We start from the raw sequence: 22,611 nt of genomic DNA on the forward strand, positions 1-22,611 counted from the left end.
CGGTGCGCTGCACGCCCGGAACATGGGGCGTGCAGCGTCCATCCTGGAAAGCTTCAGGTATGTCTCAATTTGCTTGAAAAGCGGCTTTGTCTTCTTGCGCCGTGAGAGCCGGTTTGTGTATGCCCCGGCGCATGAATGATTCGAATCGCTGTCTTGCTGCATCCCGTGTCGTCCTGCTGGGGCTCGCGCTCACCGTGTCGTCGGTGGCGGACGCGGCCTCGGTCATCTTCTCCCGGCCCGCGCGGGAGGGCGTGGAGCTGGACGCGTCGCTGGCCGCGCTCACCTTCACGCCGGTGAAGGACGCGATGGTCAAGGAGGCAGTGCCTGCCTCCAACTTCGGCACGCTGAACCAGCTGCAGGTCTCCAACCAGGCGGGCTACAGCAAGTGGGCCTACCTCCAGTTCGACGTCACCGGCCTTCCAGCGGGCGCGACGAACATCTCCGCGCAGCTCCAGGTGAGCTCGACGACCACCGGGACGGGCAGGGCGATTACCGCCCATGCGGTGGCGAGCACGAGCTGGAGCGAGACCGCCATCACCTGGAACACGCGGCTGCCCATGGGCACCGCGCTCTCCACCGTCTCCAGCCACACCTCCGGGCAGGTCTCGGTCTGGGACGTCAGCACGCACATCACCGGCAATGGCAGCTTCACCATCGGCCTCGACAGCGCGTACGCCGGCGACACGAACTTCGTGTCGAGCGAGGGCAGCACCCTGCCGACGCTCGTCGTGAGCTACGACACGGGCGTGACGACGTATCAGGCCTACCGGGGCAACACGCACTCGCACACCAGCTTCACCTCGTCGCACGGTGAGCAGGTCACCAGCGGAGACCCGACGCGCAATGGCCCGCCCTCGGAGCACCACGCCCTGGCGAAGGCGACGGGCTACGACTTCTACGTCACCACCGACCACTCGCAGGAGGTCGCCTTCGAGCCCACCAGCGCGACCAACGCCGCGTGGGTGGCGACGAAGCAGCAGGCCACCGACGCGACCACCTCCGGCTACGTGGGGCTCTGGGGCTACGAGCACTCGGAGAACAACGGTCCGGACGGCACGGGGCACATCAACGTCATCAACAGCCCCGCGTATCTGGACGCGCTGGAGTCGGGCGTGGGCATCCAGCAGCTCTACACGTGGCTGAAGACCCAGTCGGGCGCCCTGGCCACGTTCAACCACCCGAGCACGGGCAGCTACAACAGCTTCGCCTACCGGGACGACGCCATCACCGACGTCATCACCATGCTGGAGGTCATCAACTCCAACGACTCCATCCACTACGACGCGTGGCTCGCGGCGCTGCAGAGGGGCTGGAAGGTGTCGCCCGTGTGCGGCAATGACAACCACGGCTTCTGGGGCATCACCCGCCACACGTCGCGCACCTTCGTCGTCGCCACCGCCCGCACGAAGGCGGCCATCCTGGACGCGATGCGCAACCGCCGGACCTATGCCGCGCTGGATGACAACATCCAGATTCAATACAAGGTCAACGGCGCCATCATGGGCTCCACGCTGAGCAGCCCCTCCACGTTCAACTTCGCCATCACCGCCAGCGACTCCGACGCGGGGCAGCGCATCTCGAAGCTTGAAATCCGCAAGGACAATGGCGACCTCGTGGTGGCCCACACCCCCGCGACGCCGCAGGCGTCCGTCACCTGGAACCCGACGGTCAACGACAGCACGAGCAGGTACTTCTTCCTGCTCGTGTATCGCGAGGGCAGCACCGGGCCTGTGGCCTGGGTGGCCCCCACCTGGACGGGCCGGTAGGGCTCAGGGGCTCCACGTGGCCGTGTCGAGGTCCAGCGTCCATTGGGCCTCGCCATGGATGCGGGGCACGCCGTCCGCGTCGAAGGTCAGCGGGAACCATGCCTTCTCACCCCCGCTGGCCGTGTAGACACCGGGGTCCGCGTAGTCAGGCCAGCGGTCCCCGATGTACATGAACATGGAGCCGCTCGCCGTCCCTTGAATCCGCAGCGCCATGTCGTGCTGCGTCTGGAAGGAATTGGCAGAGGCCGGCGACGTCTCCACCACGCTCCACCCATCATTGAAGCCGGAGTTCCCGCCCGTGGTGGGGAAGTTGTAGAGGTAGCGGGAGACCTTGTACATCGTCGCGCTCGGATTCCATCCCGCCGTCTTGGATGAGAAGAGATAGAACATGTTGTTCGCGGGGTTCTTGATGACGTGGAAGGCCTCGCGCTTGTTGCCATGGATGTGATTGGCGACGTGCAGCTCCGGGACGGAGAAGCTCGTGTACGTGCTCTTCGTCAGCCGGGAGATGACCACCGTCGAGTTGTTCTCGGTGCGGTCGGAGTTGTAGACGACGTAGGCCTCGCCATCGTCGTTCTTGAAGCCGCCCAGGTCGCCCATGGTGGAGCCCGTCGGCTCGGGAATGCGGTTCACCTCGGTGAATGGCCCCTTGGGCCCCGTGGCTGTGGAGAACACCAGCTGCGGGCGCGTGCCCGCGGCCAGTCCCACGATGAGCACGTACTTCCCGCTGGTCTCGTTGAAGAACACCACGGGACGGCAGGCCGCGCCGCCGCCGAAGTCCGCGACGACGCCCTCGTTCTTCCAGTCCACCAGGTTCGTGGAAGAGTAGGCGCGGACCTTCGAACCCAACCCCTGCCGCCCGTACCACCAGTAGAGGCCGCCGAACTTCGTCACGTAGCCGGACTCGGCGGTGACTTCGACGCCGCTGGTGTCCTTCCATCTTCCGATGTCGTTCTTGATGACCACGCTCGCGGCGCGCGCGGGCAGGGCGTGCAGCGCCAGCGTCGCGACGGTGAGCAGGGTGAGCAGGCTGAACCTCGGGGCTCCTGGAATCCCGACCATGCGGCCATCCTCCATGGGGTGTGTGCGAGGAACAGGTTTTGCCAGGATGACATGTTAGTCCAGGAGTATCCGTCGCGCGGTGGACCCAGCTGTCGTCCCTTCGGGCCGCCGACGTAGGAGGACCGGCCGGGTCCGATATCTTCCGGGGGGCTGGACGTTCCAGTCGCACCCACCGAACGGAAGAGAGAGGCACCGCGGATGCGCCGAGCCCTGGTAGGTCTCGTTTTGCTCCTGGCTGGCTGTGCGAGGAGTGCCCGTCCCGCCGAGGGCGTGGCGGCGGCCGCGTCCGTCGAAGAGCCCGAGCTGGAGACGCCCCGCTACGAGCACGTCTTCATGATGCCCGTGGAGCGGGCCCTGGCCGAGGCCACGAAGCTGCTGGCCGAGAATGGCTGGGTGCTGAAGCCCATGGATGACCCGAAGTACCTCCTGACCGAGTGGAAGTCCGCGCAGCTTGGAGGGAAGTCGTGGGGCTACCAGAGCGACGGCGACCACACCCGGTACCTGGTGGTCGGCGAGCCGCTCGCCGCGCGGCAGTCCGTCGTGCGCATCTTCCGGATGAAGCGGGTGGCCTTCGCCAACGACGCGGAGATTCGCTACGACGGCAAGACGGGTGAAATCGTCCAGAAACACCTGGTGATGGAGCAGTTCGAACAGAGCTTCCGGGCCCGGGGAGCCCCCGTGGACCTCGCCCAGCGGGAGCGAGATACCGCGCCGTGGGTGGAGCTGGACGGCGCCGTGAAGGGCACCCGCGACTTGAAGCTGGAGCGGGACCTCACCCTGCGGCTGGAGTCGCGTCCCTCGCTGGAGACGCTCACGGGCACGCTGCGCCTCACGCGTGATGATTCGTTCGCGAGAGACCCGTCCTTCTATCTCAAGCGCTGGCGGCAGGAGGTGCAGGAGCCCTGTGCGCGGAAGGTCGGCGGGGTCCAGCCGATGCTGCGCCCGGGGCAGATGGTGCTCATCGGCGAGCAGCTCGGCACGCGTGAGGTGCCCGCCACCGTGGGAGACCTCGCGTGCGAGGCCGCGCAGGCGGGGCTCGGCGTCACGGTGGGGCTCGCCATTCCGACGAAGGAGCAGGAGCGCATCGACACGTACCTGAAGAGCAAGGGAGGCCCCGCGGACCAGGACGCGCTGCTGAGCGGAAACTTCTGGCGCAAGCTCCAGCAGGACGGCCGTGGCAGTCGCGCGGTGATGGACCTCATCGACCGGGCCCGGGCCCTGCGCGCCGCCGGGCGTTCCGTCTCCGTGGTGGCCTTCGACACGGACACGGACCACGGGAGCGCGCGCGATGCCCGCATGGCGCGGGCGGTGCTCAACTCACATAGCGCGCGTCCCAAGGACGTCTTCCTGGTGCTCGCAGGCAATGCGCACACGCGACTGGTGGCGGACGCGGACTGGAACGAGGACTTCGTTCCCATGTCGAAGCACCTGGTCGAGGTCGTCCGCGACTTGAAGATTCTCGAGGTGGGCTACGCCCAGGGTCGGCGGTGGGGCTGCGACCTGATGCCGGATGGCGAGATGGAGTGCAACGTCATGGGCATCACCCCGGGACCTCGCGTGGAGATTCGCCCGGAGACGCCCGTGGGCATCCGGATGCTGCCGGAAATGGACGACGAGGGGTTCCACGGCTTCCTGGACGTGGGGGCGCTGTCCGCCTCGCTGCCCTCGATTGCGCTGCGCGGGCACGAGCCACCTTCGCCCGCCACGGAGCCCGCGGCCCCGGCGCAGCCCGCCGCTTCCACGCAGCCCGCGGCACCCGGGACTTCCGTGCAGCCTCCGTCGCCGGCCGCGCCCGAGCAGCCTGCGGCGCCCGCTCAGCCCGCGGGGCCCGGGGCGCAGCCGGCTGCTCCGGCCGCGCCCCGAGAGTGAGGCGTCCCTACGGGTAGCAGGCCGCCTGGCGCAGGGCCGTGTCCTCGGGCAGACCGAGGGCCACGTTGAAGTTCTGCACGGCCTGGCCGGCCATGCCCTTCACCAGGTTGTCCAGCGCGGCCATGACTGCCACCGAGCGGCCCTTGGTGGCCACGGAGATGTCGCAGAAGTTGCTGCCCGTCACCGCGGCCACGCGCGGCGTGCCCTCGACGATGCGGACGAACTTCGAGCCTTCGTAGTAGCGGCGGAACTTGTCCGTCAGCGACTGCGTCACCACCGCGCCGCCGTGCTCCGGCCACTCGAACTGCACGGTGGCGAAGATGCCGCGCACCATGGGCGCCGAGTGCGGCACGAACGCCAGCCGGTGCCGCTGCGCGCCGTGCGCCACCAGCATGACCTCCACCTCCGCCTCGTGCTGGTGCTCCAGCGGCTTGTACGCGCGGAAGTCATGCGCACGCGTCGGGTGGTGCGTGCCCTCGCCCGGCAGCGAGCCGGAGCCGGACGAGCCCGTCACGCCCGACACCGCCAGCAGCCCCAGGCCCGGCGTGGCCGCGATCGGCAGCAGCGCGAGCTGCACCGCCGTGGCGAAGCAGCCCGGGTTGGCGATGCGCTTCGCCGTCTTGATTTCGTCGCGCTTCCACTCGGTGAGGCCGTAGGTGAAGGTGCCCAGCAAATCCGGAGACGGGTGGGGCCGGCCGTAGGCGCCCGCGTAGCGGCCCGGGTGGTCCAGCCGGAAGTCGGAGGACAGGTCCACCAGCAGCACGCGCTCGGCGATGCCCGCCTCGGCCCACTGCTTCTCGATGTTGGCGAACTGCTTCGCCAGCTCGCCGTGCCCCAGCGCGCTGAACACCACCGGCTGCTGCGAGTCCGACAGCCAGCGCCAGTCCGGCTCCGCCTCGAAGCGGCCGTCCACCAGCCCGCGCAGGTGCGGGTGCACCTTGTGGATGGGCTCGCCCGCATGGTGCCGCGACACCACGCGGATGCCCGCCACCGCCGGGTGTGCGGAGAGGATTCGCAGCAGCTCGCCCCCGCCGAAACCGGAGGCCCCCAGGATGTAGATGTTCGCCCGCGTCATGACTTCCTCCCCGCGCCCAGCTTGGGCGCGAGCTTCTCCAGGATGAGCCCACCCAGCGCCGCCGCATTCGCTCGGGCGTTGCGGGCGGGAATCCCCACCACCTGCTCCACGAAGCGCACGCCCACCGCGTTGTCCGTGGCGGGCCCGGCCACCATGTCCACGTCGATGCCGTACGTCTCGCGCAGGTGCCGCACGCCGCCGGCCGCTCCCACCGGGTCGTTCGCGCACAGCACCCACGCGCCCGCCAGGCTGCGCAGCTCCGCGTCCGCGAGGATGCCCTGCACGCCGTACTCACCCATGATGCCGTCGCCCGTCTCCGCGACGATGACGTCCACGTTCTCCGCCGCCAGCTCGGAGAAGAGCACCCGCGCCACGCGCGCCCCCGTGCGAGGGCCCGTGCACACGACGCCCGCGTCGGTGAAGTCCATGACCACGTCCGCGCCGGAGTCCTGCATGCTCAGCGTGTCGCGCATCAGCGACACACCCGTCAGCTTCGCCCCGCCCACGCGGAAGCCCGCCTGCGCGAGCGTGCGCACCATGGCGCTGGCCGCGTACGTCTTGCCCGCGTTCATGCAGGTGCCGACGACGAAGACCACCGGGCACTTCACCGGGGTGGACGTGCCCTTGAGCGCGCCCGAGGTGACGTGCGCCGGCTGCCCGGTGCGCGACATCAGCTCCGGGAACTCCAGCACCTGGCCCAGCACTTCCGCCTCGAAGGGCGTGCCCACGCCGGGGTTGTGCGAGGTGCACTTGCCGATGACGCCGCCCATGTTGAGCACGTGCAGGCGCTGGCCCACGGTGACGGACTCGGGCACCACGCCCTCGTAGCCGTGCAGCGCGTTGCGGTGCCCCAGGGCGCCCACGACGATGTCACCCGCGTGCAGGGTGACCAGGCGGCCGTGCGGGTCCTCGAGCTGGTTGTAGACGCTCTTCTCGCCGTGGATGCGCACGGCGACCACCGCGCCCTCCTCGGCCTTCACTTCCGGAGCCAGATGCACCGTGCGGCCCAGGCCCAGGTTCCGGGTGACGCTGCCCACCTTGTCGACGAAGACCTTCATTTCAACCTCCCTTGGCCCGGTGAGAGAGCATCTGCGCGACGCCGTACAGCTTGGCGAATCCAGCGGCTTCAGAACCCGTCCACAGCACGTTTGCTTCCCCGTACGTCGCCACCTTCGCGTCCATCAGCGAGTGCGGCGACTTCACGCCTTCCACCACCAGCGTCCTGGGGTGCAGCACCAGCCGCACCTCGCCCGTCACGCGGTCCTGCGAGGAGGTGAGGAACGCCTCCAGGTCCTTCACCAGCGGGTCGAAGAAGTGGCCCTCGTGCAGCAGCGAGCCGTAGAGGTTGCCCATCGACTCCTTCCAGAAGAGCTGCTTGCCGGAGAGCACCAGCTTCTCCAGCTCGCGGTGCGCGGTGATGAGCATGTGCGCCGCCGGGGCCTCGAAGCCCACGCGGCCCTTGATGCCCAGAATCGTGTCACCCAGGTGCACGCCGCGGCCGATGCCGTAGGTGCGCCCCAGCGCGTTGAGCGCCTCCACCAGCTTCACGGGCGACAGCTTCTCGCCGTCGAGCGCGGAAGGAACGCCCTGCTCGAAGGAGATGTTGAGCGTGCGGGGCTTCAAGTCCGTGGGAATCTGCCCGCCGGGGAAGGCCGCCTCGGGCAGCGCGCTCCACGAGTCCAGCGTCTCGCGGCCGCCCACGGACGTGCCCCACATGCCCTCGTTGACGGAGTAGGAGCCCAGCTTCGGCGGCATGTGGACGCCGCGCTCGGCGAGGAAGGACAGCTCCTGCTGCCGGCTCAGGCCCAGCGTGCGGATGGGCGTGAGCAGCTCCAGCTCCGGCGCCAGCGAGCGGAAGGCCACGTCGAAGCGCACCTGGTCGTTGCCGGCGCCGGTGCTGCCGTGGGCAATCGACTGTGCGCCCAGCTCGCGCGCCATGCGGACGGCTTCCACCGCCTGGCAGGCACGCTCCGCGGAGACGCTCAGCGGGTAGACCTGGCCGCGCAGCACGTTGCCGGCGATGAGGTAGCGCAGGTAGCCCTGGAAGAGGGTGTCGCGCGCGTCCACCGTGTGGTGTGCCACCGCGCCCAGCTTCGCGGACAGCGCGGCGATGCTGGCGAGCTGCTCGGGCGGGAAGCCGCCGGTGTCCACGGTGACGGTGGTCACGCTGTAACCCTGCTCGCGCAGGTAGACGGTGCAGAAAGCGGTATCGAGTCCGCCGGAGAAGGCCAGCACCACGTTCTTCTTGCTCATGTCGTCACTCCTCACGGGGAAGGGGTTCACAGCGCCCACACGCGCGCGGTGGCGGAGGCCACGGCGCGGTGGGTGTCATCGAGCCAGGCGCGCGCGGCGGCCAGCTCTTCACGGGCCTGCGGCAGGCCCAGGTTTCCGGCGCCGCCCAGGTGCGTGGCAGTCAGCGCCCCGCGGTCCGGATGGAACGTTCCGTCCGCGATTTCTCGTCCCACCTGGCGGTAGGCGTCGCGGAAGGGCAGGCCCCGGGCCACCAGCGCGTAGGCGTGGTGCGCCGCGTACAGCGAGTCGTCACTGGCGCGAGCGGCCGCTTCGGCCTTCACCTGGAGCACGGGCACCAGGCGGGCGAGCACGTCCAGCAGGTCCTTCATGGACGTCAGCGCCGCCAGGGTGGGCGACTTCAGCAACTGGAAGTCGCGGTGGTAGCTGGACGGCAGGCCGCCGGCCACCGCCTCCACCTGGTGCGTGATTCCGCGCAGCTCGCGGCAACGCGCGCGCGCCAGCTCCACCACGTCCGGGTTCTTCTTCTGCGGCATGATGGACGAGCCGGTGGTGAACGCGTCCGGCAGCGCGAGGAAGCCGAACTCGTCCATGCTGTAGAGCTGCACGTCCCACAGCCACTTCTCCAGCGTCCCCGCCACCGAGCAGGCCCAGCCCAGCACCGCCGACTCGTGCCGGCCCCGGCTGTTCTGCACGTCGATGGGGCTGCGCTGTACCCGGCTGAAGCCGAGCAGCTGGGCGACGTACTCCCGGTCGATGGGCAGCGGCACGCCGAAGCCCGCCGCCGCGCCGAGCGGGCAGCGGTCCAGCCGCGCCCACACGCCGCGCAGCGCCTCCAGCTCCTCCAGCAGTCCCTCCGCGAAGGCCATGCCCCACAGGCCGAAGGTGGACGGCATCGCTCGGCGCAGGTGCGTGTAGCCGGGCAGGGCCACGGCCGCGTGCGCCTGGGCGAAGTCCAGGAACGTCCCGGCCAGCTCCACGGCGCGCGCGCCCATGGCGAGCACCTCCTCGCGAAGGAGCAGGCGCATGGCGAGCTGTACCTGGTCGTTGCGCGAGCGCCCCAGGTGGATGCGCTTGCCGGGCTCGCCCGCGCGCTCCACGAGCGCCGCCTCCAGCGCGGTGTGGCCGTCTTCCTGTTCCGGGCGGATGGCGAACGCACCGGCACGCGCCTCGTCGTGCAGCACCTTGAGGGCCGCCACCAGCGTCTTCGCCTCGTCGTCGCGCAAGAGGCCCACGTGCGCCAGCATCCGCGCGTGCGCGGCGCTGCCGAGCGCGTCGTGAGGCGCCAGCGCGAGGTCCGTCACCGGGTCATTGCCCACGGTGAAGCGGTGGATGGCCGCGTCCAGCGGCGTGCCCTTTCCCCACAGCGTGTCAGCCACGGGCCACCTCCTCGAAGTAGCCGCGCACCAGGCGCGTGTAGAAGGCGGCGCCCGCTTCGAGCTCCGCCCGGGTGAGGTACTCGTCCGCCTGGTGGCTGCGCAGGGTGTCGCCCGGGCCCACCTTCACCGCCGGAAGGTCGCCCAGGAAGGCCCAGTCGGACGTGGTGCTGGAGCCCACCGGCTCCGCGCCCGACGCCGCCACCGCGGCTCGGACGATGGGCTGCTGCGCCCCCGTCGCCTTCGGCAGGTAGCGCGCCGAGTGCACCTGCACCTCGCTCTTCAGCGCGCCGGCCACCTGCTTCGCCACCGTCGCATGGTCCATGGCCGGCGTGGTGCGCAGGTCCACGAAGAACTCGCACTTGTCCGGCACCTGGTTGCGCGCCAGCCCGCCACTGATCTGCGTCACCTGTGCGCGGGCCTCGCCCAGCAGCGGGTGCGCAGGGAAGCGCAGCTCCGACAGGACGGAGATGTCCACCGCCGCCAGGTGGATGGCGTTGAGGGCCGGAGTGCTGTGCGCGTGCGCCACGTGGCCGCTCTTGCCGTGCGCGGTGCAGCGCAAGAGGAGCATCCCGCGTTGCGCGGTGCAGGGCTTGAGCCCCGTGGGCTCGCCGACAATCGCCGCGTCCAGCGGCCCCAGCTCGGACAGCATCGTTCCCAGTCCCTGGCCTCCAGTCTCTTCCTCGGCGGTGAAGGCGAAGACGACTTCGCCTCCGGTGGGTGCTCCCTCCTGCAGCAGGGCGCGGGCGGTGAGGAGCATCCCCGCCACGCAGCCCTTGGCGTCATTGCTGCCCAGGCCGTACAGCCGGTCCTCGCGCCACTCGGGCGCGTGCGGCGCGTACGTCCACCCGGCGCACGGCTTCACCGTGTCCAGGTGCGAGTTGACGAGCAACCGGCGCGGCCCGCTCCCGACGGAGAACCACACGTTGTGGCCCTTCCGCTGGACGCGCGCGCCCCAGCCCTCGGCCCACGCGGACACGGTGTCCGCGATGCGGCCCTCGTCACCCGACACGCTGGGGATGGCCACCAGCGCCTGGAGCAGCTCCGCCGCCTTCATCCCGCGGCCCCGGCAGACTTCGGCGCGGACTCGCGCACCACCATGGTGCCGCTGCCCTCGTTGGTGAAGACCTCCTCCAGGAGCGCGTTGGGCAGCACTCCGCTGACGAGGTGCACGCTGCCCACGCCGCCGACGAGCGCGTGCCGGATGGCGTGCGCCTTGGGCCGCATGCCGCCGGAGATGGCGCCCGTGTTCTCCATGGTGGCCAGGTCCGTGAGGTTGGCCAGCGTGACGAGCGACGTCGGGTCGTTCAGGTCCTTGAGCAGACCCGGCACCTGGACGAGGAAGAAGAGCTTCTCCGCCGACAGCGCCACCGAGAGCGCCGCGGCCACCGTGTCCGCGTTGGTGTTGTACACGGCGCCGTCCGCCCCGCCCGACAGGGGCGCCACCACCGGGACGTAGTCCGCCGAGCGCAGGTGCTCCACCACGCGCGTGTCCACCGACTCGATGTCACCGACGAGGCCGTAGTCGACGAGCCTCCCCTCGGTGGCGCCGGGCTCGGTCACCATGACGGGAGGACGCTTGCGCGCCTTGATGAGGCCGGCGTCCACGCCGCTCAGGCCCACCGCGGGCACGCCCGCCGCCTGCAGGTCCGCCAAGAGGTCCGTGTGCAGCTTGCCCGCGAGCACCATCTTCGCCGCGTCCAGCACGGGCGCGGAGGTGACGCGGCGGCCCGCCACCTTCTCGATGGGCAGGTGGAGGGCGTCACACAGCATGTCCAGCTCCGGACCGCCGCCGTGCACCACGACGGGGCGGATGGAGAAGGTCCACAGCAGGGCAATCTGCTCGCACGCGGAGCGGCGCAGCTTCGGGTCGCTCAGCATGGCGCCGCCGAGCTTCACGACGAACGTCTTGCGGCGGAACTGCTGCACGTAGCGCGCGGCGTGGCGGAGCGCGGAGTACGGATCGGGAGACAGGGGCACGGGGCACCTCGAAAAAATGGAAGGAAGGAGAGGGTGGCGGGGGCGCGCTAGCGCGACTGCGTGCGCATCCAGTGAAGGAGGGCGCGCTGGACGTGGTAGCGGTTGCCCGCCTCGTCCACCACGCGGCTGCTCGGGTGGTCCAGCACCTCGTCGGCCACCTCCACGTTGCGGCGCACCGGCAGGCAGTGGAGGAAGGACGCGTCCTTCGCGGCGCGGGACATGGTGCGCAGCGTGGGCATCCACCCGGAGTAGGACGCGAGCAGCGCGTTGACGTCGTTGGGCGAGTACGCCGCCGCGGCAGACGGGCCCCACGACTTGGCGTACACCGCGCGGCTGCCGGCGAGCGCCTCGTCCTGGTCATGGGTGTAGGTGATGCTGCCGCCGGTGGCCTTGGCGTATGCCTCCGCCTCCGCGCGCACGGCGGGGTGCAATTCGAAGCCGGGAGGATGCGCCACGCGCACCTCGCAGCCGGCGGCCGCGGCGCTCAGGAGGAAGGAGTTGGGGACGGCCTTGGGCAGCGGCTTGATGTGCGGCGCCCAGGTGAGCGTCACCGGCAGCTTCTTGGTGCTGCCGAACGTCTCGCGCAGGGTGAGCACGTCCGCCAGGCCCTGGCAGGGGTGCTCGCGCGCGGACTCCATGCTCACCACCGGCACGGTGGCCCACTTGCGGAAGGCGCCGATAATGGGGTCGACCTCGTCCTCCTCGTCGCCGCCGCCCTGCGAGAAGGTCCGCACACCGAGCATGTCCACGAAGCGCGACAGGACGGGAGCGGCCTCCTTGAGGTGCTCGGCCCGGTCCGCGTTCATCACCGCGCCCTCGCGGTGCTCGAGCTTCCACACGCCCGAGCCCACGTCGAGGATGATGGCGTTGCCACCCCCGCGCAGCATGACGGCCTCGAACGAGGTGCGCGTGCGCAGCGACGGGTTGAAGAACACCATGCCGAGGATGGAGCCCGGGAACAGGGGCTGCCCCGGTCCCTTCAGCTTCCACGCGGCCGCCTGTGCGAGCACCGCCTCGACGCCCTCGGGCCCGAGGTCCTGGATGTGGGTGACGTGCTTCATGGGCCTGTGCTCCAACCGGCTGCTGGCCGGATGCATGGGTGGGTGGATATGCACGAAAATGCGTGCATCCTCTTTGGGAGGCGCGGATATTATGCAAGAAGACGCAGCGCGCAAGCCTCTTGTTCCCAAAATCTTCATGCAGACCCTTGCATGAATATGCATGCAAATGCATGGTGGGTGAATGAACCTGGACGAGACCATCCTGAGGCTCATCTCCGAGCGGGAGATCAGCGATCAGGCGGTACTGCAGGAGCTGCTGGAGTCGGAGGGCGAGGCGCCCAGCCAGTCCACGCTGTCGCGGCGGCTGAAGAAGCTGGGCGTGCAGAAGGTGGCGGGGCGCTACCAGCGCGTGGAGGCCCCGCCAGTGCCGGCGCCGGTGCGGCCGTGGCTGAGGATCATCGAGGCGCCGCCGAGCTTGCTGGTGCTGAAGACGGCGCCCGGCTACGCGCAGGTGTTCGCGCTGGCGCTGGACCGGGAGCCTGACGTGCCGGGGCTCGCCGGCACGGTGGCGGGGGACGACACCATCTTCGTCGCGGTGACGGAGCCCTCGCGGCTCCGTGAAGTGCGCGAGGTGGTGGAGGAGTTGATGACGCGGGGGACGTGAGGGCCGGGCCTTGCGTTCGGTGACTTTCGGGGACAACCTGTGGGGGAGGGCACAGAGGTGACGCCCTCACACGTCAGACCCCGGTGCTATCTCCGCACGCATGGAACTGGAGACGGGCGGCGGGGAACATGGGCGGGGCATGGAACGGAAACGGGCGACCTACGCAGACCTGGAGGCGCTTCCCGACAATGTCGTCGGGGAGATCATCGGCGGGGTGTTGTACGCCAGCCCCCGGCCGGCGGGGCCTCATGGGGTAGCCGCCTTCCAACTGGGCTTCGAACTGGAAGGACCGTTCGGACGAGGAAGAAACGGGCCGGGCGGCTGGGTGCTGCTCGGCGAGCCCGAGCTCCACCTGGGCGAAGACGTCCTCGTTCCCGACCTGTCCGGCTGGCATCGCGAGCGGCTGCCCAGGCCCACGAGCCATGTGGCCTACTCGGTGGTGCCGGACTGGGTCTGCGAGGTGCTCTCGCCCTCCACGAGGAGCCTGGACCGGAAGGAGAAGCTTCCCGTGTACGCGCGAGAGGGCGTCCGGCACGTGTGGCTGGTGGACCCCAAGCCGCGCACGCTGGAGGTGTACCGCTTGGAGGGCGCCAGCTACGTGCTGCTCGCCACGTATGAAGGCAAGGGCCCGGTCAGGGCGGAGCCCTTCGAGGCCATCGAACTGGAGCTGGCCTTCCTCTGGGACGACCGGTAGCCACAGGCCCCTGGTTACAAGCCGGTTACACCCCTTTGGGTCGTCCATTCGTACTGTCCTCAGCGTGCCCAGACAGGCACCGCCGTACGAAAGGACGCACGATGAAACCGGCCCTCAAGCTCCCCATCATCCTTGGCTCCGCCGCGGTGCTCGCGGTCTCCGCCCTCCTGCTGGGCACGCCGGCCCCCGGCACGCCTCCCCCGCGCCCGGTGCCGCCGTCCATCGCGCCGGTGCCGCCGTCCACCGTGCACGCGCCGCTCCCGAAGCCGGACGTGGCTCCCATCACGTCGGCGCCGCAGAACCAGCCCGTCATCCAGATTGCCGTGCTCCTCGACACCAGCGGCAGCATGGACGGCCTGCTCGACCAGGCCCGCACGCAGCTGTGGAACATCGTCAACCGCTTCTCCCACGCGAAGCGCAACGGCGTGGCGCCCCAGCTCCAACTGGCCCTGTACGCCTACGGCAACACGGACCCGGGGGCCAACCGGGACGAAATCCGCCAGGTGGTGCCCTTCACCACCGACCTGGACCTCATCTCCGAGCACCTCTTCTCGCTGCGCACCTCCGGCGGCTCCGAGCACTGCGGCGAGGTCATCCGTGACGCCACCACGCAGCTCGCCTGGAGCAAGGACCCGAACGCGATGCGCCTCATCTTCGTCGCCGGCAACGAGCCCTTCACCCAGGGCCCGGTGGACTTCCATGATGCCGTGAAGTCGGCCAAGGAGCGGGGCATCACCGTGAATACCCTCCACTGCGGCGGCTACGAGGAGGGCATCTCCGGCGGCTGGAAGGACGCGGCGGTGCTCGCGGACGGCAGCTACCTCAACATCGACCAGAACCAGAGGGTGGTGGAGATCGCCGCGCCGCAGGACTCGGAGATTGCCCGGCTGGGCGGGGAGCTGAACAAGACCTACGTGGCCTACGGCGCGGGCGGTGAGCAGGCCCAGGCGCGTCAGTCGGCGCAGGACAGCAACTCGCTCGGCGTGTCCATCTCCAACATGGTGTCGCGCTCCGTCGCCAAGTCCTCGCGCAACTACTCCAACGAGAGCTGGGACCTGGTGGACGCGGTGAAGAAGAACCAGGTGGACGTGGCCAGCGTCCGGGCCGAGGACCTGCCGGAGCCCATGCGCGGGCTCGACGCCGCCGGCCGCAAGGCGTGGCTCGCGGCCCGCGAGCAGGAGCGCACGGACATCCAGCAGCGCATCCAGACGCTCAACGCCGAGCGCCAGAAGTTCCTCGCCGAGGCCCGCAAGCAGCAGGCGACCAAGGGCGACGACACGCTCGAGGGCGCCATCGGCCAGGTCGTCCAGCGCGAGGCGCAGAAGCGCCAGCTCACCCTGGAGTAGAGTGCCGCCATGGCCGCGCGCCGAGTGCTCGTCGTGGAGGATGACCCCGCCATCCGGCGCGGAATCGTGGATGCCCTGCGCTTCGAGGGCTACGAAGTCCTCGAAGCCGGGGCGCGCGAGGAGGGCCAGCGGCTGGCCGAGCGCATCCCGGTAGACCTCGTGCTGCTGGACCTGGTCCTCCCCGACGGTGACGGGCTGGACCTCCTCCGGGCAGTGCGCGGGAGCCGGCCCACGCTGCCCGTCATCATCCTCACCGCCCGGGGCCAGGAGGAGGACCGCGTCAACGGCCTGAAGCTCGGCGCGGATGATTACGTGGTGAAGCCCTTCTCCGTGCGGGAATTGCTGGCCCGCGCGGGGGCGGTGCTGCGGCGCTCGGCGGAGCGGCCCGCGGGCGTGGTGCGCATCGACTTCCCGGGCGGCCACTTCGAGGTGGAGCGGCGCGAGCTGAGCTTCACGGACGGCTCGCGGGTGGACCTCTCCGAGCGTGAGGCGGAGGCGCTGCGCTACCTCGGCGACAACGCCGGGCGCGCCATCTCCCGCGAGGAGTTGCTCGAGCGGGTGTGGCACCTGCCCGCGCGCTCCGTGCAGACGCGCACGGTGGACATGACGATGGCGCGCCTGCGGGAGAAGCTGCGCGACGACTCCGAGGAGCCGCGCGTCATCCTCACGGTGCGCGGCAAGGGCTACATGTTCGCCGCGCGAGAGGCCACGCCGTGATTCGCTCCTGGCGCATCTGGATTGCGGTGAGCGCGTGCCTGTGTCTGGCGCTGGCGGGCGTGGTGTGGCTCTCCGCCTTCGCGCTCCGCCTGGACCGCGCGGACCGGCAGGCCCGGGAGAGCGCGGCGCGCGAGGAGAACGCGCGGCTGGCGCTGTGGCGGCTGGACTCGGACCTGCTGCCGCTGGTGGCGCGGGAGAGCGCGGTGGCGGCGGAGGCGTACGGCCCCGTCTCTCCCGCACGAGGCGTGCTCGACGAGCAACGGCGCCCCATGCCCATGGGCACGGCCTTCCTCTCGTCTCCGCTGTTGTCCCCGTTGCCGGAGCACGTGCTGCTCCACTTCCAGCTCGCCCCGGATGGCACGGTGTCCTCGCCCCAGGTGGTGGAGCCCGGGCTGCGCGAAGCGCTGGGCGCGGCGCTGCCCGCCTCCGAGGTCGCGGTGCTGGAGGGCCGCCTGCGGGACTTGAAGGCGCTATTGCACGGGACGGACCTGCGGCGGGCCCTGGCGGAGCCGCCCCTCCAGGCCCGGCGCGCGCAGGTCCGGGCCGAGCCCACCAGCACCCTGGCCGACATCTCCCAGGTGTCGAAGAACGCGATCGAGTACAGCGCGCGCTCCCGGAGCGCGAGCCAGGCCGTGCGCCAGAGCCAGAACATCTCCAATGCCTTGCTGGACGAGCCGCCCCCGGCCGAGTCGGACGTGGCGATGCGCGCCGTCTGGGTGGGGGACACGCTGCTGCTGGGGCGGCGCGTGCGCCTGGAGGGCCGCGACTACGTGCAGGGCTGTTGGTTGGACTGGCCCGGGCTGCGCACGTGGTTGCTCGGGCAGGTGAAAGACCTGCTGCCCTCCGCGGTGCTGGAGCCGGTGCGCAGCCGCGAGGCGCAGGGGGATGGCCGGATGCTGGCGGCGCTGCCGGTGCGGCTGGTGCCGGGGCAGGCGGCGGTGGACGGGTATGCGTCGGGGACGCTCTCCACGCTGCCCGTGGTGCTGATGGTGGCGTGGAGCGGCGTGCTGCTGGCGGGCGTGGCGGTGGTGGCGCTCTTGGTGGGCGTGGTGGCGCTCAGCGAGCGGCGGGGCGCCTTCGTGTCCGCGGTGACGCACGAGCTGCGCACGCCGCTCACCACCTTCCGCATGTACACGGAGATGCTGGCCGCGGGCATGGTGCCGGACGAGGGCCGGCGGCGGGAGTACTTCGACATCCTCCACCGCGAGGCGGAGCGGCTGAGCCACCTGGTGGAGAACGTGCTGGCCTACGCGCGGATTGAACGGGGCCGCGCTCCGGCGCGCCTGGAGCGGGTGTCGGTGGACGCCATGCTGGAGCGCATGACGGAGCGGCTGGCGCAGCGGGCGGCGCAGGCGGGCATGGAGTTGTGCGTGGACGTGCCCGGGGGCGTGGCCGTGCTGACGGACCCGTCCGCCGTGGAGCAGGTGCTCTTCAACCTGGTGGACAACGCGTCCAAGTACGCGGCCCCGGCGGTGGACCGGCGCATCCACGTGGAATGCGAGACACGCCGGGGAAGGGTGGGGCTCTCGGTGAGGGACCACGGGCCCGGGGTGGATGCCGCGACGGCGAGGCGGCTCTTCGAGCCCTTCTCCAAGTCCGTGCAGACGGCGGCGAAGACGGCCCCCGGCGTCGGGCTGGGCCTGGCGCTGTGCCGGCGGCTCGCGCGGAGCATGCGCGCGGACCTGCGCCACGAGCGCGTGCCCGGAGGCGGGGCGCGCTTCGTGCTCTGGCTGCCGTCCGCCTGAAGCCTCCGGGCCGCGACGCCTCCCGGGGGCGTTGCCAGTCCGACACCCACACCCCCCTTGGGGGCCTCCGCCCAACCGACTGGGATGTGCGCCGTTGTGGGAACCCAGACCGTGGGGTGAGGAGATGTTTTCCCGGTGAGAGGGAATTGCTCCCCTTTCTCAAGAAATTCCGGCGAAGCCGTAGGTCATGGGAGGGCGCTGGATTTTCCGGGTCGGCGGCGCCCGCATGCCCTGGAGGGCACCATGAGTACGTCGGAGCTGACGGTGCTGCTGGACGGCGCGCGCAAGGGAGACACGGACGCGCGCGATGCGCTGATGGCGGTGGCCTACCAGGAGCTTCGACAGTTGGTGCACGCGGCCCCGCGCGTCTCGCCCACGGCGCTGGTGAACGAGGCGTGGACGCGCCTGTCCAGCGGCGGCGTGGCCTTCGAGCACCGGCGTCACTTCTTCGGCGCGGCGGCCCGGGCGATGCGGCGGGTGATGGTGGACCGCGCGCGCGTGTGCAGGGCGCAGATGCGCGACGCGGCCCAGGAGCGGCTGTGCCTCCACGACGCGGAGGTGGAGGGCCCCGCCGGCATGGACATCGAGGTGCTGGAGCTGGAGCGGGCGCTGTCGGAGCTGGAGACCTTCCAGCCGCGCCTGGCCCGCATGCTGGAGCTGCGCTTCTTCGCGGGGCTGGGCCTGATGGAGACGGCGGCGGCGCTGAGCGTGTCGCCCGCCACCGTCCGGCGCGACTGGTCCTACGCGAGCGTCTGGCTGGTGGAGCGCCTGAGCCACTGAGGCGTGCGCGCCGGACGGCGTCGCGGAGCGCGGAGGGTCAGCGCATCAGCAGCCGACGCACGAGCGGCAGGGGCAGGCTGCCCTGGGCCACGAAGGCGTCGTGGAACTGCTTGAGGCTCGCGCCCTTCGCCGCCATGTACTCGCGCGCGAGCTGCTGAATCTCCAGCTTGCCGTACGTGTAATAGAGGTACGTGGGGTTGTACGCGCCGCGGCGGGCCTCCTCGTAGGCGTTGGCCGGCTGCTGGAAGCAGCGCTCACGGAACAGGCGCGCGCCGTCCTCCACCGTCCAGCCCGCGGTGTGGAGCTTGATGCCGGTGACGTAGCGGCAGTCGCGCAGCAGGGCCTCGGAGAGCTGGGCCAGGCGCAGCTTCGGGTCTCCATTCCGGTAGCCCTGGTCGAGCATCATCTGCTCCGCGTAGTGGGCCCACCCTTCCGCGTTGCTGCCCACGCTCACCAGCTTGCGCACCTTCGTGGGGAAGCGCGGCGCGTAGAGGAACTGGAGGTAGTGGCCGGGCCAGACCTCGTGGATGTTGATGAGGTCCACCACGGGCTTGTTGTAGAGGCGCAGGTGCTCCTCCTTGTGCTGCGCCGTCCACTCCGGCTCCACCGGGGTGACGTAGTAGAAGGCCTCGGTGGCCTTCGTCTCGTACGGCCCCGGCGTGTCCATGGACGCGAAGCTGCCCGAGCGCGCATAGGGCGGCGTCTCCTCCACGTGCGGGCGCACCTCGGAAGGAATGGTGACCAGGTCCTTCTCCACCAGGTACTTCCGCACGCCCTCCACCGAGCGGCGCACGGAGGGAATCAGGTCCTCCGCCGTGGGGTGGTCCTTCTCCAGCGTGGCCATCACCTGCGCGGGCGTGAGCTTCGGGTCGATGCGCTTCGCGGTGGCAACGAAGTCGGCGTAGTCCTTCTCCAGATTGGCCTCGCCGCGCGCGAGCAGCTGCGGCAGCGGAACATCAATCATTTCTTCATTCCGCAGCTTGGTGAGGAAGCGCTCCTCGCCCAGCGCGTAGCTGCCGGTGGAGCGGGGCAGCAGGTCGGTCTCCAGCCACCGCGCGAAGTCCTTCACCGCCGCCACGGCCTGGGCGTTGGCCTGCTGGAACTCGGCCAGCAACGCGGCGTCGCCACCGGCGGCGTCCGTCGCCCACTGCGTCACCGAGCCCTCGAAGAAACCCACCGAGCCCTTCGTCATGCGAATGGCCAGGTCGGTGAACTCGCGCGGCGGAGACTGCACGTTGGCCTTGCCCGCGGCGAACACGGCGGGCACCTGCTTCAGGCGGGCAATCACCGAGCGCAGCCGCTCCGCCTTCGGCGCGAAGTCGCGCTTCATCAGCCCGTCCACCGCGCCGCCCGGCAGCCCGGCGTAGGCCATGGGGTTCTTCTCCCAGCCGCGCACCACGCTCAGCTCGTAGTGGTCGGCGAGCAGCTGCTGCTGGAGCGCCTCCGCGTCGATGGCCTCGTCGAAGGAGAGCGTGTCTCGCTTCAGCGCACGCATGCGGGCGAGCAGCGCCTCCAGCTCGCGGATGCGGGCTTCGATTCGCGGGCGGCTCAGGTCCTCCAGGCGGGCGTCATACTCGTGCAGCCCGTACCCCGTGGCGTTGGAGGGCGCATAGGCGAAGGAGGCCGCGAAGACGGCGTCCACCAGCTCCGGGAAGGTCTCCGCCTTCGCGGCGACAGTGGCGGCCTGGGGCGCCTCGCCGGGCGGAGCGGCGGTGGGGCCCGGCCCCTGCCGGGCGCAGGCAAGCAGGCCACAGCAGGCGACGAGCAGCAGACGGCGGAGGGCGGGAAGGGCGGGGGAGGCTCCGGGCATGCCGCCGTTCTAGCAACGATGGGAAGCGAAGGCCCGGGGCCGACGTGAGGCGCGTAGAAAAGAAGGCGCCCCGTCACCCTCGGGAGGGTGGCGGGGCGCCGACGTCACGACGTGTGGGCTACTTCTTCCGGCGAACCCGGCGCATCAGCGCGAGGGCGGCGAGCCCCAGCGCATTGAAGCCCGCGGCGCCCGAGCCGCTGCAGCCGCAGCTCTCCGACTCGTCGTCGGGCATCGGCGCGGGGGTGGCCGCCGCATCGACGTGCACCGACGCGGCCCGTTCCGCGCTCTGGCCGGCGGAGTCCGTCACCTTCATCGCCACGGCGAAGTCGCCCGTGGCGGTGGGCGTGCCGGAGAAGACGTAGGCGTCTCCCCGCTGCGCGCCCGTCACGCCCGCGGGCAGCGAGCCGGTGTGGCTCCACACGAAGGGCGCGCGGCCACCCTGGGTGACGAAGGCCGCCTCGTAGGCGCTGCCCTGCGTCGCCTTCGGCGGCTCGGCGGCCGCGATGCCCAGCACCGGGACGACCTCCAGGCTGTAGGCGTGCGACGTCTGCGTGCCACGCACGTCCCGGGCCTTCACGGTGAGGGCCGAGGTGCCGACCGCCGTGGGCGTGCCGGAGATGGCGCCGGCCGTGAAGCCCAGCCCCGCCGGCAGCGTGCCCTCCAGCGAGAGCGCCGTGCCTCCGCCGCCGCCGCTCGTCTCCACGGACGCGCTGTAGGCCTTGCCCACCACGGCGTACGGCAGCGCCTCGGTGACGAACGCGGGGCCCGCCCAGGCCCGGCGGTTGGCCATCATCGAGAGGCTCTTGCTCACCGCCACCACCGTGCGCTCACCGGTGGCGAAGGAGCCGGACGCGAAGTCGCTCGCGGCACCCGTGACGTACGACGTCCAGGTCCGGCCATCCGCCGACGCGCGCAGCTCCAATTGCGGCAGCATGGTCAGCGTCGCCAGCTCGAGCCGCGACGTGGTGACCACGAAGGTGTCGTCCACGAAAGCGACGACGGGGTCCTGCGGCAGCTCGGTGCCCGCCGGCAGCACGCCCTGCACCTGCTGCCACGTCGTCCCGCGGTCCTCGGACATGAAGAGGATGCCGGACGGCTCCGTCGGAGGTGGCACGCCGCCGTCCGAGGTCTCCGTGGGGTCCGTCTCGGGCGGGTTCTTCCACGTGTAGGCGATGAGGCGGCCGTTGCCGGAGACGAGCTCGCGCACCTCACGGCCCGCGAACGCCTCCACCTGCAGCGTGTCCCAGCCGGAGCCGTCCGTGCGGGAGCGCAGCACGAGGCTGCCGGCGGAGAGGTCCCCATTCTCGGGCTGCCCCATGGCGAAGAAGGTGTCCTGCCCGGCGACCACCTTCACCAGGACGTTCTCCGTGGTGGCGCTCTGGTCCGTCCACGTGGTGCCGTCGCTGGAGACGGCGATGAGGCCCTTCGCGCCCGTGGCCACCAGGCGGGTGCCATTGGAAGCCAGGGCCACGAAGTTGCGGCCAGCCTCCGCGCCCTCGGGCACGGGGTCGCGGTACGCCACGGCCCAGGTGTGCGCGTTATCGGAGGACGCAACGACGGCCCCGCCCGACATCGCGAACCACCGACCCTGGACGAAGACCGGCTGCGCCACGCTGATGGCCGTCTCCACGTCATCCTGCATCGTCGGCGAGAAGGCCGCCCACTCGGCGCCGTCAGCGGAGCCGAACAGCCTTCCCTCGGGGGCAACGGCCAGGAAGTGGCCGTTGCCGTACGTCGCGCTCGCCGCCTGGGCCGCGGGGCCCGTGGGGCCGAAGGACGTGGCCTTCCAGTGGTCGAACGTGGTGACCGGCGACACATTCACGTGGAGCAGCCGCTCCAGCCGTCCCGAGAACTCGGTGGCCTGGTAGGTGGTGGGCGTCTCGCCCGCGTCCGCTTCTTCGGCGAGCTCGGGCGTGGGCTCACCGCCATCGGTCTCCGGCGGCTTCACCCGGCGGAAGCCCGTGAGGTACGTCACGCGGTAGGCGCCCTGGGCCACCTGGGGGACCGACAGCTGGAGGTGCGCGAAGCCGCGCGTCTCCACCTGCCCGTCGACGGTGACGCGCTCGGAGGTGAGGCAGTGCCAGGCGGCGCCCGCCGTGGCGAAGGCCGTCTGGGCTTCGGCCGTCACTTCCGTGTCCGCCACGCCGCGGACTCCGTCCTGCTCCTTGTACGTATAGGTGCCTTCGGGCGCGGCCCAGCCCTCGGGCAGGCCGACGCAGGCCACCAGCTTCCCGTCGCTCGTCGTGCCCGAGCCCGCGGCGAAGGCCACCTGCAGGTCCAGCGGGACGGTCGTCCCAGGGGTGACCTTCTCGTCATGGCCGACAAAGGAAGCCGACTGACAACCACTCACCAGCCACAGCGTGGCCCCCACCAGGGCGCGCCGGGCACCGATACGCTTGAACACTTGAAGAACGTCCTCTCGGAGAACTGCCGCGAGAACTGTCTAGAGTTTGACGAGCCCAGTCAAATCCAGTGA

General features: G+C 70.7%; 18 protein-coding genes. 8 read left to right on the top strand and 10 right to left on the bottom strand.

Annotated features, from left to right (window positions below; genetic code table 11):
- The first annotated feature begins 131 nt into the window (after nucleotides 1-131).
- Nucleotides 132-1,766, top strand: a complete 1,635-nt coding sequence (locus tag G4D86_RS41135; RefSeq protein WP_163999828.1) for a CBM96 family carbohydrate-binding protein — start codon at nucleotides 132-134, stop codon at nucleotides 1,764-1,766.
- Between the two features lie 3 nt (nucleotides 1,767-1,769).
- Here G4D86_RS41135 and G4D86_RS41140 read toward each other — a convergent pair whose 3' ends face one another.
- Nucleotides 1,770-2,828 carry a family 43 glycosylhydrolase gene (locus tag G4D86_RS41140; RefSeq protein WP_163999830.1) on the bottom strand — a complete coding sequence of 353 codons (1,059 nt, stop codon included), beginning with the start codon at nucleotides 2,826-2,828 and terminating at the stop codon, nucleotides 1,770-1,772.
- A gap of 198 nt (nucleotides 2,829-3,026) precedes the next feature.
- On the opposite strand from G4D86_RS41140, the gene G4D86_RS41145 reads away from it, so the two are divergent.
- The gene (locus G4D86_RS41145; RefSeq protein ID WP_163999832.1) at nucleotides 3,027-4,697 is read left to right on the top strand and encodes a ChaN family lipoprotein; all 1,671 of its coding nucleotides are present in this window, start codon (nucleotides 3,027-3,029) and stop codon (nucleotides 4,695-4,697) included.
- Between the two features lie 7 nt (nucleotides 4,698-4,704).
- Here the strand turns inward: G4D86_RS41145 and argC are convergent, their stop codons facing one another.
- Genes argC through G4D86_RS41180 form a run of 7 tightly spaced genes read right to left on the bottom strand, consistent with a single transcriptional unit; the run spans nucleotide 4,705 to nucleotide 12,439 of the window.
- Nucleotides 4,705-5,772, bottom strand: a complete 1,068-nt coding sequence (argC, locus tag G4D86_RS41150) for an N-acetyl-gamma-glutamyl-phosphate reductase (RefSeq protein WP_163999834.1) — start codon at nucleotides 5,770-5,772, stop codon at nucleotides 4,705-4,707.
- A complete protein-coding gene (locus tag G4D86_RS41155) occupies nucleotides 5,769-6,830 on the bottom strand; it encodes a DUF1611 domain-containing protein (protein WP_163999835.1) in 1,062 nt (353 codons plus the stop codon). Before G4D86_RS41155 ends, argC begins: the two co-directional genes overlap by 4 nt.
- A 1-nt stretch (nucleotide 6,831) precedes the next feature.
- A complete protein-coding gene (gene argG / locus G4D86_RS41160) occupies nucleotides 6,832-8,025 on the bottom strand; it encodes an argininosuccinate synthase (protein ID WP_163999837.1) in 1,194 nt (397 codons plus the stop codon).
- Between the two features lie 26 nt (nucleotides 8,026-8,051).
- Nucleotides 8,052-9,401 (bottom strand): argininosuccinate lyase, encoded by a 1,350-nt coding sequence (gene argH, locus G4D86_RS41165; protein WP_163999839.1) that lies wholly within the window; start codon nucleotides 9,399-9,401, stop codon nucleotides 8,052-8,054.
- A complete protein-coding gene (locus G4D86_RS41170; protein WP_163999841.1) occupies nucleotides 9,394-10,455 on the bottom strand; it encodes a M20/M25/M40 family metallo-hydrolase in 1,062 nt (353 codons plus the stop codon). The genes argH and G4D86_RS41170 overlap by 8 nt, the downstream gene beginning before the upstream one ends.
- Nucleotides 10,452-11,378, bottom strand: a complete 927-nt coding sequence (gene argB, locus G4D86_RS41175) for an acetylglutamate kinase (protein WP_163999843.1) — start codon at nucleotides 11,376-11,378, stop codon at nucleotides 10,452-10,454. The genes G4D86_RS41170 and argB overlap by 4 nt, the downstream gene beginning before the upstream one ends.
- Nucleotides 11,379-11,425: 47 nt before the next feature.
- Nucleotides 11,426-12,439 (bottom strand): N-acetylornithine carbamoyltransferase, encoded by a 1,014-nt coding sequence (locus G4D86_RS41180; protein WP_163999845.1) that lies wholly within the window; start codon nucleotides 12,437-12,439, stop codon nucleotides 11,426-11,428.
- 181 nt (nucleotides 12,440-12,620) lie between these two features.
- Here G4D86_RS41180 and G4D86_RS41185 point away from each other — a divergent pair, with 181 nt between their 5' ends.
- The 6 genes from G4D86_RS41185 to G4D86_RS41210 all read left to right on the top strand — a co-directional run bounded on the left by G4D86_RS41185 (nucleotide 12,621) and on the right by G4D86_RS41210 (nucleotide 18,325).
- Nucleotides 12,621-13,043: an arginine repressor gene (locus G4D86_RS41185; RefSeq protein ID WP_163999847.1), complete on the top strand. Its 423-nt coding sequence runs from the start codon at nucleotides 12,621-12,623 to the stop codon at nucleotides 13,041-13,043.
- 139 nt (nucleotides 13,044-13,182) lie between these two features.
- Entirely contained in the window at nucleotides 13,183-13,737 is a 555-nt protein-coding gene (locus G4D86_RS41190) for a Uma2 family endonuclease (RefSeq protein ID WP_163999849.1), read from the top strand.
- Between the two features lie 101 nt (nucleotides 13,738-13,838).
- Complete coding sequence (locus G4D86_RS41195; RefSeq protein WP_163999851.1) at nucleotides 13,839-15,083, top strand: vWA domain-containing protein; 1,245 nt, start codon at nucleotides 13,839-13,841, stop codon at nucleotides 15,081-15,083.
- 9 nt (nucleotides 15,084-15,092) lie between these two features.
- The gene (locus G4D86_RS41200; protein WP_163999853.1) at nucleotides 15,093-15,800 is read left to right on the top strand and encodes a response regulator transcription factor; all 708 of its coding nucleotides are present in this window, start codon (nucleotides 15,093-15,095) and stop codon (nucleotides 15,798-15,800) included.
- Nucleotides 15,797-17,545, top strand: coding sequence for a sensor histidine kinase (locus tag G4D86_RS41205; RefSeq protein ID WP_163999854.1), 1,749 nt, complete (start codon nucleotides 15,797-15,799; stop codon nucleotides 17,543-17,545). Before G4D86_RS41200 ends, G4D86_RS41205 begins: the two co-directional genes overlap by 4 nt.
- A 243-nt stretch (nucleotides 17,546-17,788) precedes the next feature.
- Nucleotides 17,789-18,325 (top strand): ECF-type sigma factor, encoded by a 537-nt coding sequence (locus G4D86_RS41210; protein WP_163999856.1) that lies wholly within the window; start codon nucleotides 17,789-17,791, stop codon nucleotides 18,323-18,325.
- Between the two features lie 37 nt (nucleotides 18,326-18,362).
- On the opposite strand, the gene G4D86_RS41215 is transcribed toward G4D86_RS41210, so the two are convergent.
- Nucleotides 18,363-20,135, bottom strand: a complete 1,773-nt coding sequence (locus G4D86_RS41215) for a DUF885 domain-containing protein (protein WP_163999858.1) — start codon at nucleotides 20,133-20,135, stop codon at nucleotides 18,363-18,365.
- Between the two features lie 118 nt (nucleotides 20,136-20,253).
- On the bottom strand, nucleotides 20,254-22,539 hold the full coding sequence (locus G4D86_RS41220; protein ID WP_163999860.1) for an Ig domain-containing protein: 2,286 nt from the start codon (nucleotides 22,537-22,539) through the stop codon (nucleotides 20,254-20,256).
- Nucleotides 22,540-22,611: the final 72 nt, after the last annotated feature.

The organism is Pyxidicoccus caerfyrddinensis (assembly GCF_010894405.1).
Taxonomy (GTDB): domain Bacteria; phylum Myxococcota; class Myxococcia; order Myxococcales; family Myxococcaceae; genus Myxococcus; species Myxococcus caerfyrddinensis.

Excerpts from the sequence above, each read along its gene's own strand:
- G4D86_RS41195 (WP_163999851.1), top strand. The coding sequence starts at position 13,839 with ATGAAACCGGCCCTCAAGCTCCCCATCATCCTTGGCTCCGCCGCGGTG.
- argG (WP_163999837.1), bottom strand. The coding sequence starts at position 8,025 with ATGAGCAAGAAGAACGTGGTGCTGGCCTTCTCCGGCGGACTCGATACC.
- G4D86_RS41140 (WP_163999830.1), bottom strand. The coding sequence starts at position 2,828 with ATGGTCGGGATTCCAGGAGCCCCGAGGTTCAGCCTGCTCACCCTGCTC.
- G4D86_RS41215 (WP_163999858.1), bottom strand. The coding sequence starts at position 20,135 with ATGCCCGGAGCCTCCCCCGCCCTTCCCGCCCTCCGCCGTCTGCTGCTC.
- G4D86_RS41180 (WP_163999845.1), bottom strand. The coding sequence starts at position 12,439 with ATGAAGCACGTCACCCACATCCAGGACCTCGGGCCCGAGGGCGTCGAG.
- argC (WP_163999834.1), bottom strand. The coding sequence starts at position 5,772 with ATGACGCGGGCGAACATCTACATCCTGGGGGCCTCCGGTTTCGGCGGG.
- G4D86_RS41210 (WP_163999856.1), top strand. The coding sequence starts at position 17,789 with ATGAGTACGTCGGAGCTGACGGTGCTGCTGGACGGCGCGCGCAAGGGA.
- G4D86_RS41155 (WP_163999835.1), bottom strand. The coding sequence starts at position 6,830 with ATGAAGGTCTTCGTCGACAAGGTGGGCAGCGTCACCCGGAACCTGGGC.
- G4D86_RS41190 (WP_163999849.1), top strand. The coding sequence starts at position 13,183 with ATGGAACGGAAACGGGCGACCTACGCAGACCTGGAGGCGCTTCCCGAC.
- G4D86_RS41135 (WP_163999828.1), top strand. The coding sequence starts at position 132 with ATGAATGATTCGAATCGCTGTCTTGCTGCATCCCGTGTCGTCCTGCTG.
- G4D86_RS41185 (WP_163999847.1), top strand. The coding sequence starts at position 12,621 with ATGAACCTGGACGAGACCATCCTGAGGCTCATCTCCGAGCGGGAGATC.
- G4D86_RS41145 (WP_163999832.1), top strand. The coding sequence starts at position 3,027 with ATGCGCCGAGCCCTGGTAGGTCTCGTTTTGCTCCTGGCTGGCTGTGCG.
- G4D86_RS41200 (WP_163999853.1), top strand. The coding sequence starts at position 15,093 with ATGGCCGCGCGCCGAGTGCTCGTCGTGGAGGATGACCCCGCCATCCGG.
- G4D86_RS41170 (WP_163999841.1), bottom strand. The coding sequence starts at position 10,455 with ATGAAGGCGGCGGAGCTGCTCCAGGCGCTGGTGGCCATCCCCAGCGTG.